Genomic DNA, 17399 nt, shown 5'->3' on the forward strand with positions numbered 1-17399 from the left:
TAAATTGCAAAAAACCGTTGGATGATGTTTTTCGACTTCATCCACCATCGGTGGATTGGTTTTCTTTCAGTATTCCGTGTAACAACAGATCGACGATGCTGTCTTCTCTTGTTTTAAGAAAGGCTTTTTCATCTTGGATGCTCAGGTCAAGAATGAATTCGGCAATAGGGTGGGCCAGGAAATAGACCACATTCATTCCAAGGATACTGATAAATACTTGTTTAAAATCGATATTACGAAAAATTCCCTGTGCCACGCCTTTTTGATAGGTCTGCTCAATCAGTTCATGCTCGCTAATCTTTTCTGTTTCAAAAGCATTCAAGAACGCCGCTCGTAGGTATTCCGGGTGATTATTCAGCACCTCCATAAACAGCTTGGACCATTCCTTGCTTTTGGAAAAGGCTGAAAAATGGAGCCTGACAAACTTCACAAGGATTTGTGTCGGGTCCTCTTTTTGTGTATCGGAATCACGTATGCCCGAAATAATTTCAGAGTATATTCGCCTGACAATCATATTTAGCGCTTCTTGAAAAAGGTTTTCCTTATTCGAATAATAGTAATAGACCATCGCTTTGTTGATCTTGGCCTTTGTTCCGATATCCTCCATGCGGGCACCATGGAAACCCTTTTTCGCAAAGATATGAACGGCTGCATTTAATATTCTGGTTTTACTTTCCATCTGATTTTACTTTCCCATGGTCAAAACCCGTTTTTAACTATTCCGTTAAACGTCTCTGTTAAAATAATAACGGCTTTTTTTCATTTTTCAAACAAATTTTCTATAAAAACAAAATTCAGTCGGACGGGATGAATTCAAGAGAATTACAAAGGGAGCTGTCTTTTTCCCTTCAGCCACACCTGGTTTTTCGAAAAGCCGGAGGTATCATAGAGCTGCCATTCGCCTTTCTCTATCTTGAGAAGGGCCTTTAAGCTTTCGGACCTCTCCCCGGCAGGATAATTGGTCAAAAATATCTTTTTATATATATCCAGCGATTCAGGACTTTCATCTATGTTGAAAAGTGTAAGCAACGCCTCAAATTTGCCTTTCTCAACAATGCCTTCTGTACTGCTTTGCAGCATTTCTTTTGATATTTCCGGCAGTTCCACAATAAAAGTAAGACGATTGCAGATACCGTTCTTACCGAGCCTGATAAAAAAGAAGGAATACCCCTTTTTAACGGGGCTTACATCACACCGTGCACTGATGACACCGGATAAAGAGAGATATGACAGATATTCGTCTTTTATTCCAAGCTTTTCAAAGTAATCGAAAAACTTTTCGGAATAGAATATCTCTGATTTTGATTTGCCATTCAGTTCATGGATTTTATGGCTGTATGCATCAATACGGCTTTCAATTTTTGCAACGGCCTGGTCATAATCCTGCTCCTTTACAAAATAGAGGTACTTATAGCTGTCCTTGTAACTTTTCAGAATAGCGCCGAAATGGCGTGTCGACGTCCATATCTTCGGTTTATCAAGAAAGACCAGTCCCGTGGCATTCACCAGTGTATAGAAGAATTTGTACTTCAGACTGGATTCACTCAACTCCTTGGAAGCACGTTTCATTCTCTTCATGATTGATTTCATCCCGGATATGGCTTCCCTGTTTTTTTTGATCTTTTTCTTCAGCAGGGGGATATCCTTTGAAGAGAGGCCGCTTAACGATTCTATAATGAGATCATCCGATGACGCGATTTTATTGAAGCCGTTGACGGCAAGCGAATAAGTCCTTGCCACCATGGGGTGCCGGAATGGAAGATTCTTGGCGGCAAATATCATTTCTATGTCGGTATATATTTCAGACCTCGGCTTTATGTAAACATAATCAGTAGTTGCCTCAACCAGGAACCTGAATGTCTTTAAATTCTGTTTTTTCAGCTCCCTTAGAACAGGGCCGTATCCATGACTATTGTTTTCAGTCTCCACCGGGAACTCCAGTGTCCCGAGAAAAATTTTAGGCACACCGTCCCGTCCGGGGTCAATGCGTTTCAAATAGGTCCATGACTCCACCGTATAAAAGGTGATATCAAATGGTCTGCCGTTTTCTATTATCCTCAGTATGGAAGGGGATTCCGTAAGATTGAAATTCAGCAGTTCCGCCGAAACATTGCCCAAATAAACCGAGGCCCGGCGTATTTTCCCTCGATAGTGGAAATCAGAATTTTTGAGTTTGCTGTAATCGATCTTTTTCCCTTCCTTCAGGAACGAGCTGTCCGGGATGGTCAATTCAGCAAGGGAAAAGCTCCAGGCGTCATCGAATATGTTCTTATAATAATAACCGGTATTTCCATCCTCGTTTATACCGGCCATCCTCAACTCCCTGGCCGCGTTGCCGTGACCGTTTTGCAGAATGGTTATCATTGATGACAGCCTGGCCCTGCCCTTTAAATCGATGCCTGGCTGTTTGCGCCATCCCTCGGCAGGAAGTGACCACTTTGTGAAATTGGATCCCCAGTCCTCTCCATTATCATGTCTCTTTTCCCTCTTATAGGAATACTTGAAAAACATGGGATCGCTTCCAGAAGTATCGAAGTCTATCAGCCGGGTATACATATCCCCTGCCGCATCAATGACAAAGATCGTTGAAGCGCTCACGGAGATATTCTCGGCCACGAACTTTCCCCTGTTGGGAAGACAGATGGTATGGCTGAAGTCGGCAGGAAGCCCGGAATCAGTGAAGCGGATCTCGCGTCCCCTTGAGTTCAGCACGTAAAGGGTGGTAATTCCCATTGTCCCGAAATGATGCGGGTTACCGTCTATGTCTTCATGATACAGAACGTCCCGATTTCTTCTGCCGATGGCCCATCCCACCGGGGAGGAGGCGGGCCCGGTGAGAAAAAGGGGCTCCTTTTCGGGCCATCCCCAGAGATGGTTCCATATTTTTTCTTCCCAGCTGATGCCCTTTCCCAGCCTTAGCCAGTAAAAGCGGCCGGCGTCTGAAAGGGCAATGATTTCATCCGCATCGGCATATATTGATTTTACCGAGGAGGGAACGGGAAAATCCCCAACTGACTTGTTTCCGGGAAGTCCGGTAGCGAGAAAAAGCTTCCAGGTGCCTTGCTTTCCCGTAGTTTCAGCATTTGGTTTATAATAGATCCTTCCGTCTTTTAAGGCGAAATAGTAAAATCGGTTAAAACTCTGCAGCGGGGTTTTTATCACGACCCTGTCCGGCAGCTTTCCCGTTTCATCTCCCTCGTTATCGCTGCCGGGAGATACGGCAAAGACAGGCATTGCAATCAACAGGGAAAGTAATATCGGGTGCGGCTTTAAATGTTTAAGATTTTTCTGCATCCGGAAATAGACCTCTTATTGATTCCTGTTCATGTAAACTAGCGAGAAGATAGGGCCTGTATGATAGGAGTTTGTTTTTCTTCGCAATCTGAACCTTCGAAAATCAGCAATTCTCGATGAATGTTTAAATCTTCGTTGAAAGTCAAATGGCGACTGTAAAATGGTGGAGTTGGTCAACTGAGTGTGAAAAAAATTGGCAGCAATGATTTCATCTGATTAATTATCTTAATCATCAAAAACAAATCCGCCCAGGTACTCATCCAGAGCAGTCTTGGATTCCCCCTTAAGGTGTGGGCAATCGTCCGAACTCTTGGCGCCTTCGGCTAGCCTGAGGGCAAATACCATGCAGGTCGGTTGGCGGCATTCGCCGCAGTTGGTGTGGGGCAGGTGCTTTAATACTTTCACCACCTGAGGGCGATCAATACCTTTAAAGCGCGGGGTGATGGTTTCGCGGTTTTGCCATGCGTCGTTGATTTCACGGCGGATCCAATCGATAATTTTTTCGGCCTGCTCGCGATCCTGCACAGCGTTGACCGTGATCTGATCGGACCGCACGGAGATCAGGCGTCCCTGGGTGCGAAACGTGGCGGTTGGTGGGTCTTTTATATATTCGATGGCACCGAGCACGGCATTTAAGTACGGCAGGGCACAGCCCACATCCTGATCCAGCCGGGCAATGCCGTTGACGCTCATGGCTCCGGGCATGCAGTGGTTGTTGACAATTTCCAGGTGAAAAGTTTTGAGAAGCATTTTTTTATTTTCTTGGGTGAAGGAATCATTTTGATATTACCTGCGGTAACGTTCAGGATTATACAGCCATCTTATGGGCATTGCAAATATCCAATGAAAAATGCCAACTGGTGGTATTCTATCCATTTATAATCGATCCGATCCTTCAATTGACATTTGGATTTTTGCATTTGGATTGATTTTTGTCTTTCGCGGGCATGGCCCGCTCTTACGAATCTCCATCGTCTGCTTTTACACCGCTTTCCGTAGGCGCTGGCCATGCCTGCGACTTTTTTAGCTCAGGTTCCAATTGCCGTTACCCTGTGGAGAATTCAAACTCCGTTTGACATATCCCGCGGATTTTGAAATAAATTACCGCTGGGCGGTCGATTCGGAATCGTTCCATAATACTCATTTAATGTTTACGGCTTGCATAAAAATACCCAAATAGACTTGGCGCCTTTCCTGCCAGGGAGAGGACCGGAAGGCCTTCCGGCATCGGGAGATGATGCCGAGTGGTTCTGCGGGTAAGGTCTATATTGCACAATTTTGGGGACGTCATGGCCTTTCGGCAACCGGTAGCTTTTTATTGTATTTGCCTGGGTGTCGGATTCGTGGGTGTGCTTGCCAGCATGGTGCCCGTATTTTCGGATGCCGAAGAGAGTCTCGGCCTGGATCTGCTCTATCAGCTGCGCGGAACGGAGCAGAGCCGCGCCAATGTGGCCATTGTGGCCATCGATAAAGAATCGGCCGGTGCCCTGGATCTTCCTTTGCGAGCCAGCAAATGGCCGCGGCAGCTGCATGCCCGGTTGCTGGAGCGGCTGACGGTCTGGCAGGCGGCGGTGATTGCCTTCGACCTTTTCTTTTACGAACCCAAAGAAGAGGCCGGCGACCGGATCCTGGCCTCGGCCATGGAGAGGGCCGGCAATGTCGTTCTTACCCAAGCCATTGACAGGCAAACCCTGTCGCTTCCCGTTAGCGCCGGCGGCCGCGCGGCCCATGTGAATATCGAACGGATGCTGTCAACCCTTCCCATTCTGGCCGATGCAGCCGTCGGGCAGGCCCCGTTTCCGCTGCCGAAGGTACCCGTCAAATTAAATCAGTTCTGGTGCTTTTGGCCCGGATCCGGAAACGTACCCACAACGCCCGTGGTGGCCTTGCACGTTTACGCCGGGGAGGTTTTTATCGATTTCATCCACCTGCTCCGGGAGGTGGATGCGGTCGCCGCCGAAACCCTTTTGGTCCCTGAAACGGGCGCCGCTGACGTGCGCCGGATGATTGGCCTGATCCAGCCCCTGCGCAACCTGTTTGCAAACGATGCCACCCTGGCGTCACGGGCCCTTGAACGGCTGGCCCGGTATTCACCGCAAACCCTGTCCGCCGACGCCATGCAATTGATGCGGGCGATGATCCGGTTATATGCAACCGAGAGCAGCCGCTATCTCAATTTTTACGGTCCGCCCGGAACCGTCAGAACCATCCCCTACCATTGCCTGGTGAGCCCGGCCGGTTCGGGTTGCGACGATGACGAGGCGGCCCTGCTCAACGGCGCGGCGGTTTTTGTCGGCCAAACGGCAAGCAATTGGATTGAGACCCATGACAGTTTTTACACGGCCTTTTCCGGAAAGTCGGGCAAGGACATCAGCGGGGTCGAGATTGCCGCCACGGCCTTGGCCAATCTGCTTGAGGACAAGGCGGTTTATCCCTTGGCCCCGTTTGTCAATGTGCTGTTGCTGGTCGGCTGGGGCGTGCTGGTTGCCCTGACCGGGTTGCATTTTACCACCGCTGTCTCCGCGGCGGGCCTGTTGCTGATCAACGGAATCTATCTTTGTCTGGCCTGTTTCCAGTTCAGGGCCGGCGGCATCTGGTACCCCCTGGTGGTGCCCATGCTGGTGCAAACGCCGACGGCACTGATTGCCGGCCTCATATGGAAGTACCGCAAGGTCAACATCGATCGCGCAAACATCCGTGAAGCATTCGGCCATTATCTTCCCGACGAGGTTGTCGACCGCCTTTCCGCCAACCTCAAGGAGCTGAGTCTCGGTGGAAAGGTGTTTTACGGGGTCTGCCTGTTCACCGACGCCCAGAATTACACGGCCCTTTCGGAACGGTTGGACCCCGGCCGCCTGACCGAACTGATGAACCGGTATTACGAGGTCATTTTCAAGCCCATCAAGGCTCACGGCGGGTTGGTGCTGCAGGTCGTGGGGGACTCGGTCATGGCCCTCTGGTCGGCACCGGAACCCCGGCCCGAGCTTTCCCGGGCGGCCTGCCGGGCGGCCCGGGAGGTCTCGGCGGCGGTGGACGACTTCAACCGGCAGGCGGGCGATAAGGCCATGCCGACCCGTATCGGCATGCATGCCGGCGAGATGCTGCTGGGCAACATCGGCGCCATGGATCACTACGAGTACCGACCGGTGGGCGATATCGTCAATACCGCGTCGCGCGTGGAGGGGCTGAACAAGTTTTTGGGCACCCATCTGCTGGCCACCCGTGAAGCCATGGGTGCGGAAACCGACCGCATGTCCCGTTTGGTGGGGTGGTTCGTCTTCAAAGGCAAGTCACGGCCCGTGCAGGTGTATGAGCTTTTGGATGCGGACAGTTTTTCCCTGGAACAACAGGCTCTGACGTATCGTCATTTTGAAGCGGGTCTGGATGCGTTCGGGCAGCGACGCTGGGATGCGGCGCTGAAACGTTTTGACCTGGCGCTTCAAATCGACGCCAGCGACGGGCCGTCGCGGTATTATCGCCGCTACTGCCAGGTGTATCGGGAGCAGCCACCGGACGAGGCATGGGATGGGGCCATGCATCTGGAGCAGAAATGAGACTTTTTACGAGAGCAACGGCATTGTGGATGGTCTGGTTGGGTTGCGTGCTGGGCATTGGAATCAACGGCGTGTTCGCTGCCGAGGCGACCATCGGGACTGCCGATGCCGCCTGGGTGAGCAAAGTGGTTTCTCTTCAGGGGGGCGTGCTGGCCAAACGGATGCATGAATCCGACTGGCGGCCGGTCAGCCTGAACGACACGTTCTTTGTGGGCGACCAGATCCGGGTCGGGGCCAACAGCCGGGCCGGTATCGTCTTGAGCAACGATGCCGTGCTGCGCCTGGACCAGCTAACCACCATGGTGTTTACCGAAATCGAGAAGCCGGCCACCTTCGTGCTGGAGCTGCTGCGGGGCGCGGCGAATTTTTTTAGCCACCGGCCGCGCAGCCTGAAGATCATCACCCCCTTTGTCAACGGGGTGGTCGAGGGCACGGAGTTCTTTGTCCGGGTGGATGCCGGCCAGACCCGCATGGACCTGTTCCACGGCCGTATTTTGGCCGAGAACGATTATGGCCGCCTGCATCTGGAAAAAGGGCAGGGCATCCGGGTGCCGGCCGGCAGCGCCCCCCAACGGCAGATCCTGGTGCAGCCGCGGGACAGCGTGCAGTGGGCCCTGTACTATCCGCCCGTGCCGGACTTGGCGTTGGCCCGGCGTTCGGAGGCGGTGGCCGCGTCCAAGGCCCTGTTCGACCGGGGCCGGACCCGGGAGGCCCTCGAACGCCTGGAACCGGTGGGCGAGGCTGACTGGGATGCCGGTTTCCACGTTTACCGCGCCGGACTGCTGCTGCACGTGGGCCGGGTGGCCGAAGCCGGGGCCGATATCCGCCGGGCCCGGCAGCTGGATCCGCAAAACGGCGATGCCGTGGCCCTGCAATCCGTCGTCGCCGTGGTGCAGAACCGCACGGCCGAGGCCCTCGAATTGGCCTGGCAGGCCGTGGCGCTGGCGCCCGAATCGCCGGTTGCCCGGATCGCCCTCTCCCATGCCCGGCAGGCGGATTTCGATCTGCCCGGTGCCCTGCAGGCCGCCGAAGCCGCCGTGGCCCGCGCCCCGCAAAGTGGCCTGGCCCGGGCCCGCCTGGCCGAACTGCGCCTCTCGATGGGTGAATTGGAAACGGGGGTGGCCGCCGCGCAAAAGGCCGTGGAAATCGATCCCGACACGGCCCATGCCCATACCGTCCTGGGCTTCGCCCACCTGATGCGCATCCGGACCGAAGCGGCCCGCAGGGCCTTCGAGCGGGCCATTGCCCTGGATTCCGCCGCCCCCCTGCCGCGCCTGGGATTGGGATTGGCCGACATCCGTGACGGCGACCTGGAAAAAGGCCGGCCCGAGATCGAAATCGCCGCCGGCCTGGACCCCGGAAGTGCCCTGATCCGCAGCTACCTGGGCAAGGCCTACTTTGACGAAAAGCGCGGCCCCATGGACGGCCAGCAGTTCGGGATCGCCAAAGCCCTGGACCCAAACGATCCCACCGCCTGGTTTTACGACGCCATCCGCAAGCAGACCGAAAACCGCCCGGTGGAAGCCCTCCGGGACCTGCAGACGTCCATCGAACGCAACGGCAACCGCGCGGTTTACCGCTCCCGCCTGATGCTGGACGAGGATCTTGCGGCGCGCAACGCCAGCCTGGGGCGCATCTACGACGATCTGGGCTTCGAACAGATGGCCCTCAACCAAGGCGCGAAATCGGTCAACACCGACCCGGGCGACTTCTCCGGCCACCGCTTTCTGGCCGACAGCTACGCCAACCTGCGCCGCCACGAGATCGCCCGGGCCAGCGAACTGCTCCAGTCCCAGCTTCTGCAGCCCTTGAATGTCACCCCTCTGCAGCCCCAACTCGGTTCGACCGACCTGCTGGTGCTGGAAGGGGCCGGCCCGGCCAGCCCCGCCTTCAACGAGTTCAATCCCCTGTTCGTCAGCGACGGCGTCAACCTGCAGACCTCCGGCATTGTGGGCGGCAACGATACTTTGGGCGACGAGATGATGCTTTCCGGGCTTTACCAGAACCTCTCCCTGAGCCTGGGCCAGTTTCACTATGAAACCGACGGCTGGCGGGAAAACAACGACCTGACCCAGGATGTCTACAATGTTTTTGCCCAGGCCGTGCTCTCTCCCCAGGTCAGCGTTCAGGCGGAGTATCGGGTTGAGGATACCGAGCGGGGGGATTTGAGAATGCTGTTCGATCCGGGTCTATTTAACGCTACTAAGCGCTGGGATCAGAAAAGGGAGAGCCTTCGCATCGGCGGCAAGGTTCAGCTCAGCCGAAACGATACCCTCATCGCCTCCCTGATCCACAGCGACTGGCGTCAGAATGTCACGGACAGCTCTGAAGCCATTTCCTCGGTCGCGCAGATCTTCACGGACCAGGAACTGGTCGACGACGCCGAAGCCTACAGCGGCGAAATTCAATACCTGCGGCAGGCGTCCCGCTTCAACCTGATCGTCGGTGCCGGCCACCTGAACCAGGATAGAACCGTCGATTACAACAATACCATTACCACGATCCTGCAGTCGCCGTTTCTATCGCTGCCACCGGTAGTAACGAAAAGTACAACTTCACAAAACCAGGACGCCCGCCACACCAGCGGCTATGTCTACACCCACATCAAACCCAGGGAAAACCTCACCCTGACCCTGGGAGTCTCCTACGATGACTACAACAGCGACAGCGTGGACGAGCACAAGTTGCATCCCAAGGCCGGTGTCGCCTGGTCGCCCAACCGAATCGTCACCCTGCGTGCGGCCTGGTTCCAGGCCATCAAACGGCCCTTTGCCATCGACCAGACCCTCGAGCCCACCCAGGTGGCGGGCTTCAACCAGATTTTCGACGATGCCTCCGGTGCCGAAACCGAGCGTTACGGGGTTGGCCTGGACGCCCGGTTCAGCGACCGGGTTTTCGGCGGTGTGGAGCTTTCCTGGCGGGATCTTGACTTCCAAGCGCTTAGCACCACAACAACTGATGCTACGACACTGGATCAGCAGGAAGCCCTGCACCGCCTCTACCTGTACTGGACCCCCACGGACCGGCTCGCATTGAGCCTGGAGGGGTTCTACGAAAGATTCGAGAACCCGGATTTGGACCCTGAGGAGCTGACCACTTGGCGGCTGCCGCTCTCCGTGAGCTACTTTTTCCCCAACGGTTTTTCCGTTAAGACAACCGCCAGTTTTGTGGACCAGGAAGTGACGCCGTTCGCGGATCGCAGCCAGGGCGACGACTTCTGGGTGGTGGATCTGTTACTGGGCTACCGCCTGCCCAAACGCTGGGGTACGGCGACGCTCGGGATCAAGAACCTGTTCGACCAATCCTTCAACTTCCAGGATGTCAATTTCGCAACCGAGGAACCCACGACGCCCCTGTACCAGCCGGAGCGTCTGATCTTCGGCCAGGTCACCGTGTCGTTTTAGGCCCATCATGAAGAATTACCCGGCCATGACAGCCTGCGCATCCACAACCGCTTGCGAGATGAGCTCGACGGCCTTGATTCTATTCATCAACACAGAGAGGAGCGACAATGAGAACAGTGCTGGCAATTGGTATCGCGTTTTTTTTGGCATCCGTAATGGGTTGCGGGAAATACGTGCTCAAGTCGGAGGTTGAAGAGAACTATTTGCCCAAGGCGGAGGTCAAGGAGAACTACATCCCCAAAGCGGAAGTCGAGGAAAACTACGTCCCCAAGACGGCATTGCAGGAAGCGTTTAAGGGGTTGGAATTCCAATCAACCGACCGGGTGGGTGCCGTACCAAAGACCGCGGCGGAGGAGCATACCTGCCGATATTGGTTTACGCATAGCCTTTACGTTGATCTCTGCCTGCTGGCATGCCCGCCGCCTCCCGACTGGCAGGATCTGGGGGTGCCCTGCCCGCAGTGATGGGTATTTTTGCCGGGTTCCCACGCTCCGGCGTGGGAACCCACACCCGGTCAGTGGAAATCCATTGCCGGGCTTGGTTCCAACTTCGTCCACTTACCCCCTCGTTTCCACGCTCTGCGTGGAAATGCTTGGCCGTATACGTTCCCACGCGGAGCGTGGGAACGAGAGGTAATATGGGATCAGCCCGTTTTAATCGTTCCTAAATCCAGGTGGACGAAGCTATAACCAAGCCCCAATTGCTACTCCCACGCGGAGCATGGGAGCGAGTCGTCCATTCCGTTTCCACCGTAGCAGATCCAGTTCCACCCATTTGTTCCAGATCCACCGTTTTAAGATCCAGAACGAACTCAATTGGTAAGTCAGGTATTCCTTTTCCATCCGCATCGGCCTTGGGTGCCGGGGGTACTTGGCTTGATCCGGTTCGTCAAGCAACGCGTGTGCAAATACCAGGGTGATCGCATTTAGAGCCCGGATTAGAAAAATCTGGTCGCAACCATGGCCAGCTCCTGCAGAAAACGGCGTAGAACCAAACGATTGGCGCGCGTAGGAGCGGGCCATGCCCGCGAAAAAACAAAAATCAATCCAAATGCGATCGCCCTGGTGCAATTACAGTTCCCCATGTCGGGGAGTTGATCAACTCACTCATCGAGGAAAACTATGTTACCAAGGAGGTATTGATTAAGGTACTTGAAGATGCATACGGTCTAGAATCAACAGACCAGACGGACCTTGCCGCAACAGAGGCCGCGGCGGACGAGCATACCTGCCGGTATCGGTTTACGCCTAGCCTTTACGTTGATCTCTGCCTGCTCGTGTGCCCGACTAGTCCATATTGGCAGGACCTGGGGGTGCCCTGCCCGCAGTGATGGGTATCGATGTCTGGTTCCCACGCTCCGGCGTGGGAACCCACACCCGGTCAGCGGAAATCCATTGCCGCTCCCACGCGGAGCATGGGAGCGAGTGGTGCATTCGGTTTTGAATGTTCAAGATTTTGATTTTTTTTATTCAAACGAAAAAATGTGAGCTCGGTCACATCTTTCATCCTCTCCCGGCGGTATTCTCCAATAATTTTTTTCCGTTTTTCCTGATCGATAGGGCATCAATCGATTGTGCCGGATTGAGAAGCATGCACCCGAACCGTTTTATCTGCGCCGATTAAAATTGATGGCTCTGGCGGGCGACCGCCGCAAAATCGAAGCCGCAAGCCGGTGGTTGACTTTATTGGATAAGGGGGGAACAATGATGGCCAGCCAGCCCATTCGTAACGACCGGGTCCCATCGGTGCTGATCGCCGACGACGATGTACTCATTCTGGAACTGCTTTCGGAAGGCTTTGAAATCCACGGTTGCAGGGTTTTCAAAGCCGAAAATGGCGTCGATGCCTGGGCGGTGTTCAACAGGGAACCCATCGATCTCGTGTTGACCGATATTCGCATGCCGGGCCTGGATGGCGCCCAATTGTCCCATCGCATAAGGAAACGGTCGCCCATGGTTAAAATAGCGGTGATGACCGGCGGCGATGCCGATGCCGCCACCGATCTCCTCAAAGCGGGCACGGCCGACTACTATTTCCAAAAGCCGTTCAACCTGATCGGTGTGTGTTCGTCTCTGGTGCCGGCGGCAAAATCCGTTTGTTCCTAGTAAACGGTTGTTGCCGTCGTTGCCCGGCTACCGGGAGACCCGACCGGTAAGAACATGGATCAGGTGGTCATCCGCCGCATCATCGGCCGGTGCAACGGAACCCTCCCAGCGGATCAGCACCTCGGGATCATTGATCACCATCACCGGACAGGCCGCGCGGTAGCTGACGCGTTCCACCACGCTTCCCGGATACCATTTGCCCGAAGCCTCCTTGGTGTGGGACCCCAGAACGATCAGGTCCGTTTCGGTTTCGGTGGCGGATTTCAAAATTTCCAGGTGCGGCATGGAACCGGCCCGTACCCTGTATTCGTGCTCGATTCCTTCCAGGTAGGGCGAACAGAGCGTTTCCAGCCGCTTGCGGGCTTTTTCCGAATCGGCGATGAAATCCTCATGGCTGTATTTGGGGTACGGGGGCACGGGAAGCATATGAAACACCTGCAGGCGACTGACGTGCCGGGCAGCCAGCCGGGCGGCAAAGCAGACGGCGCATTCACAGGCCCGTGAAAAGTCGATGGGGACGAGCACCTGCCGGAATCGAAGCTGATCCGGCTGCGCCGGGCGGTTGACCACCATTACCGGACAGGTCTCGCGGGTAATGACGTTTTCCACCGTGGAGCCGACCCGGCCGGCGGTTCGTACCACGCCTTTGTCCCTGGCGCGGGTCGAATGGGGCCCCAAAACGATCAGGTCCGCATCGACCGCCGCCGCCATCTGCAGGATCGCCTCCCAGGGAAAACCGGCAGCCACCTCGATGCCATGGTCGAGGCCCGCCAGATGGTCGCCGTAGGTTCGGGCCAGGGCCTGGGCCACCGTGGCCTCGTACGCCGGATTGGCATGAATCGTTTCATCGGTTGCGAAGTGGCGCACCTGATGACGGTTCTCTGTTGAGGCGGACTCCATGACATGCAGCAGGAAAATCCGGCTGCCCTGTTGCCGGGCCAGGCCAATGGCCGACAGTACCGGTGCGTCAGGGGTGGCGACAAGATCGCTGGCGACAAGAATTCGATTAAACATGGGGGCCTCCTTGACGGGTGGGGTGGTCCCACAGCGCATCGGCCAGCACGATCTGACGCAGACTCAGGGCCGGTGACACGGCGGTGTCCACCACAATGTGTTTGGCATTGGCCATCGGTTGAAATGGCTCGAAACGGCTTAGGAAGGCGTCCAGATGGATCAGGCGGGCGTCCGAGACCGACGGTTCCGATTCCCGCTTGCGCAGGCGGTCGGCAATAATCGATTCGGTGGCCCGGCACTCCACGAATACGGCTGTCACCTGGATAGCCTCAGCCAGTCGCAAGGCACAGTTGCGCTGCATGCGGCGGCTGAAGGTGGCGTCGACAATCACGCTCAGGCCCTTTTTGAGAAGTTCTTCGGCCAGGGCAAGCACTTCGCGATAGGTCATTTCAGTGGCCTGGGCGGAGTAAATTCCCTTTTCAAAGGGCGCTGTGCCCGGTGCGGTACGGTCGTCGGCGAAAATGGTTTTGCGGACCACATCCGAACGGATCACCGGGATATCCCAGAGTTCTGCCAGGGCCGCGGCAACGGTGCTCTTGCCGGTGGCGGGGAGTCCGCAGACCAGCCACAGGGTGGGACGGGAAAACGTGGCGGCATAGCCTGTGGCCATGGAGAGGTAATCGGCTGCGGCCAGCTGCAGGGCTTTCCGCTCGGCAGCGGGCACCCCCTGCTCTTTGAGGCGCAGGCAGCTGACCTTGAAGCGTACCATGGCCCGGTAGCAACAGTAGAAATCGAGCAACGGCAGTGCACCCAGATCGTCAGTGAGTTCGACATAGCGCCGTACCAGTGTTCTGGAAAGATCGGCAAAACCATGCGCGGCCAGATCCATGACCAGAAACGCCAGGTCGCAGATCACATCCAGAATGCGCAGTTGGGAGCTGAATTCGATACAGTCGATAATCTGGATGCCATCGTCGGTAAAATAGATATGATCGCAACGCAGGTCGCCGTGGCAATCCCGGATCCGGCCGGCCAGACGACGCTTTTCGAACAGGCCCGAATGGCGGCTGAAAAACGAATGGCTGGCACTGCGCACGAACGCGAACGATGATCGCTGGGCAGGAACGGTGACGGCCGCCACCTGATCGAGGTTCTCCTTCCAGGCCAACGCTTCGACCGGCGTTGAGGTAACGCTGACGGCGGCGTTTTCGTAAAACCCAACCAGACGCCGAACCAGTGGCTCCAGCTTCGCTTCCCGAAACCGGCCTTCCGCCAGCTGCCAGTGCATGGCATCCGCCTCATTCAGTTGGCGCATGGCAACGGCGTATTCCACGACCTGACCCGATCCGCCGAGCGCGTAGCGGCCACCCTGGCGGGTGATGGGCCGGACATCCCGGTAAACACCGCTGGAGAGGCGACGATTCAACAGGATTTCCTGGTCGCAGCAGGCCTTGCGTTTCTCCAGGGTAGAAAAATCGAGAAATCCCAGATCCACCGGCTTTTTGACTTTGTAGACCCATTGACCGGTGAGAAAAACCGTGGGGATATGCGTTTCGCAACGGGTCAGCGCAGCCACCGGATGGCGATAGAATTCCGGTTGGCGCATGGCTTCGAGGATCGCTGGTTGATGGTTGACGGACATGCTGTCACCTTGTGGCGGAAATGGGTTGGCCGTCGCCGTCGTCTGTCGCTTCACCCTCCGGCAGGGCGATGGACAGGGCCTCCTCCACCCGATCCACCAATCGGGCGGTGATTTCACGGCGCACGGCTTCGGGCAGATCATCCAGATCCCTGGCGTTGCGGCGTGGCAAGACGACCTGTTTCAGACCGGCACGGTGGGCCGCCAGCACCTTGGTTTTGATGCCGCCCACGGGCAGCACGCGTCCCCGCAGGGTTACCTCGCCGGTGAACCCGATGTCGCTGGGCACTGCCTGGCCGGTATAGATGCTGGCCATGGCCAGGATCATGGCCAGTCCGGCCGACGGCCCGTCCTTGGGGGTGGCGCCGGCCGGCACATGCAGGTGGATGTCGTTTTTCCGGAAGCCCTCGGTATCGATGCCCAGTGCCGGCGCCTTGGCCCGGACATAGCTGTGGGCGATGCGGGCACTTTCCATCATCACGTCACCCAGGTGGCCGGTAATGGTCAATTCCCCCTTGCCGGACATGCGCGTGGCCTCAATGAAGATAATTTCCCCGCCGTAGGCAGTTACGGAAAGGCCGGTGACAATGCCCGGCATATCGATGGTCTCGGACCGCTCGGAATCGAAAAGCGGCTTTTTCAGCAGCGTTCCAACCGATTCCGGGGTGATTTGTGCGGTCTGGTGGGTTCCGGTGGTGATGCTGACGGCGGTTTTGCGGCAGATGGCGCCGATTTGACGCTCCAGGTTGCGGACTCCGGCTTCGCGGGTGTAGTCGCGGATGATCGTGGTCAGCGCCATGGGGGTGAAGCGGATCTCCTCCGGGCGCAGCCCGTTGGCGCGAATCTGACGGGGGACCAGATAGCGGGTGGCGATATTGAGTTTCTCCTGTTCCGTATATCCGTCCAGGGGAATCACCTCCATGCGGTCGCGCAGGGGGGGCAGGATGGTTTCGAGCTGGTTGGCCGTGGTAATGAACATTACCTGGCTGAGGTCGAAATCCACGTCCAGGTAATGATCACGAAAGGCGTGGTTCTGGGCCGGGTCGAGGACTTCGAGCAGGGCGCTGGAGGGATCGCCGCGCCAGTCACTGCCCACTTTGTCGATCTCGTCGAGCATGAAGACCGGATTGCGCGTGCCGGTACGCTTGATGGCCTGGATGATCCGCCCGGGCATGGCGCCGATGTAGGTTCGCCGATGGCCCCGGATTTCGGCCTCGTCACGCATGCCGCCCAGGCTCATGCGGGTGAACTGGCGTTCCAGGGCCCGGGCAATGCTCTGGCCGAGGCTGGTTTTGCCCACCCCCGGGGGGCCCACAAAGCAGAGCAGGGTGCCGGTGGCCGGGATTCCCTCGGGCAAGTTACCCGCATCCAGGGCCGGCTGACGCTCGTGCACCAGTTTTTTAACGGCCAGGTACTCGATCAGCCGATTCTTGACATCTTCCAGATCCCAGTGGTCCTCGTCAAGGATTTCCCGGGCGTGGGGGATGTCCATACGGTCGTCGCTGAGGGTCTGCCAAGGCAGGGCCAGAATCCAGTCCAGGTAGGTTTTGATCACCGAATGCTCGGCCGATGACGGGTGCATGGTGCCCATGCGTTGCAGTTCCCGCGTGGCTTCTTCCAGGGCTTCGGCCGGCAGACCCGCCGTTTTGAGTTTTTCCTCATATTCAGCGATTTCGTCATTGGTATGGCGTTCCTCGCCCAACTCTTTCTGGATCGCCTTGAGCTGCTGACGCAGGAAGTAGTCACGCTGGTTCTTAGCCATCTCTTCCTGGGCTTCGGCCTGGATTTTACGGCCCAGGGAGAGCACTTCCTTTTCCCGGGAGAGCAGTGTGATCAGGGCACGCAGTTTTTCGTTGAGGTTGTCGATTTCCAGAATTTTCTGACTGGTGGGGATTTTTATTCTTGAGTTGGCCGCGACCATATAGGCCAGGTAGCGGGGGTCGTCGATGCTTTCCAGAAGGGTGCCGACGTCGTCGGGGGTGCCGGGCAGCAGGGTCACCACCTCCTGGGCCAGGATCTGCAGTCGCCGTTTGAGGGCGTCCAGCTCAACCCCTTCCTCCCGGGTTTCGGGGCTGATTTGGATTAGGGCGGTCAGATAAGGCTCGGTGCGCCGCCATACTTTGACCCGAAACCGTTCGACACCCTGGACCATCACATGAAAGTGGCCGCTGGGCGTTTTGACGGCCCGATGAATCCGGGCCACCGTGCCCACTTCGTAAATCTGCCAGGGCATGGAAACATCAACGCCAGTCTCCTTGCTGGTGATCAGGCCGATCAGGCAACCGTCGTTGACCGCATCCTCGATCAGGCGCATCAACCCTGGCCGGGCCACGGCCAGCGGCAGGGCCATGTACGGGTAGGCGACCATGTGGTTCAAGGGCAGGATGCCGATTTCATCGGGAATTTTTGGTAACTCACTGCATGCGGGAGCCTTTTTGTGTGCGTTCAT

11 protein-coding genes are annotated in these 17399 nt (G+C 56.5%); 4 read left to right on the forward strand and 7 right to left on the reverse strand.

Features of this window, described 5'->3' with window-relative positions:
- Positions 1–37: 37 nt before the first annotated feature.
- The 3 genes from GN112_RS30890 to GN112_RS30900 form a co-directional block, all read right to left on the reverse strand.
- The gene (locus GN112_RS30890; RefSeq protein WP_155313661.1) at positions 38–679 is read right to left on the reverse strand and encodes a TetR/AcrR family transcriptional regulator; all 642 of its coding nucleotides are present in this window, start codon (positions 677–679) and stop codon (positions 38–40) included.
- A 143-nt stretch (positions 680–822) separates the two neighbouring features.
- Positions 823–3294: a hypothetical protein gene (locus GN112_RS30895; protein ID WP_155313662.1), complete on the reverse strand. Its 2472-nt coding sequence runs from the start codon at positions 3292–3294 to the stop codon at positions 823–825.
- A 225-nt stretch (positions 3295–3519) separates the two neighbouring features.
- Positions 3520–4044, reverse strand: coding sequence for a (Fe-S)-binding protein (locus tag GN112_RS30900; protein ID WP_155313663.1), 525 nt, complete (start codon positions 4042–4044; stop codon positions 3520–3522).
- 539 nt (positions 4045–4583) lie between these two features.
- Between GN112_RS30900 and GN112_RS30905 the strand changes: the two genes are divergently transcribed.
- From GN112_RS30905 to GN112_RS30915, 3 genes are all read left to right on the forward strand, one after another.
- Entirely contained in the window at positions 4584–6848 is a 2265-nt protein-coding gene (locus tag GN112_RS30905) for a CHASE2 domain-containing protein (protein ID WP_155313664.1), read from the forward strand.
- On the forward strand, positions 6845–10252 hold the full coding sequence (locus GN112_RS30910; RefSeq protein WP_162459193.1) for a TonB-dependent receptor domain-containing protein: 3408 nt from the start codon (positions 6845–6847) through the stop codon (positions 10250–10252). The genes GN112_RS30905 and GN112_RS30910 overlap by 4 nt, the downstream gene beginning before the upstream one ends.
- A 107-nt stretch (positions 10253–10359) precedes the next feature.
- The gene (locus tag GN112_RS30915; protein WP_155313666.1) at positions 10360–10716 is read left to right on the forward strand and encodes a hypothetical protein; all 357 of its coding nucleotides are present in this window, start codon (positions 10360–10362) and stop codon (positions 10714–10716) included.
- Positions 10717–11632: 916 nt separating this feature from the next.
- Here GN112_RS30915 and GN112_RS34985 read toward each other — a convergent pair.
- Positions 11633–11758, reverse strand: coding sequence for a hypothetical protein (locus GN112_RS34985; protein ID WP_269434959.1), 126 nt, complete (start codon positions 11756–11758; stop codon positions 11633–11635).
- A 197-nt stretch (positions 11759–11955) separates the two neighbouring features.
- On the opposite strand from GN112_RS34985, the gene GN112_RS30920 reads away from it, so the two are divergent.
- On the forward strand, positions 11956–12357 hold the full coding sequence (locus GN112_RS30920; RefSeq protein WP_162459194.1) for a response regulator: 402 nt from the start codon (positions 11956–11958) through the stop codon (positions 12355–12357).
- A 27-nt stretch (positions 12358–12384) separates the two neighbouring features.
- Here the strand turns inward: GN112_RS30920 and GN112_RS30925 are convergent, their stop codons facing one another.
- The 3 genes from GN112_RS30925 to lon are packed head-to-tail and all read right to left on the reverse strand — an operon-like array spanning position 12385 to position 17399.
- Positions 12385–13371: a universal stress protein gene (locus GN112_RS30925; protein WP_162459195.1), complete on the reverse strand. Its 987-nt coding sequence runs from the start codon at positions 13369–13371 to the stop codon at positions 12385–12387.
- A complete protein-coding gene (locus GN112_RS30930) occupies positions 13364–14953 on the reverse strand; it encodes a bifunctional aminoglycoside phosphotransferase/ATP-binding protein (protein ID WP_162459196.1) in 1590 nt (529 codons plus the stop codon). Before GN112_RS30930 ends, GN112_RS30925 begins: the two co-directional genes overlap by 8 nt.
- Before the next feature lie 4 nt (positions 14954–14957).
- Positions 14958–17399 (reverse strand): endopeptidase La, encoded by a 2442-nt coding sequence (lon, locus tag GN112_RS30935; RefSeq protein WP_155313670.1) that lies wholly within the window; start codon positions 17397–17399, stop codon positions 14958–14960.

The organism is Desulfosarcina ovata subsp. ovata (genome assembly GCF_009689005.1).
In the GTDB taxonomy this organism is placed as follows: Bacteria; Desulfobacterota; Desulfobacteria; order Desulfobacterales; family Desulfosarcinaceae; genus Desulfosarcina; species Desulfosarcina ovata.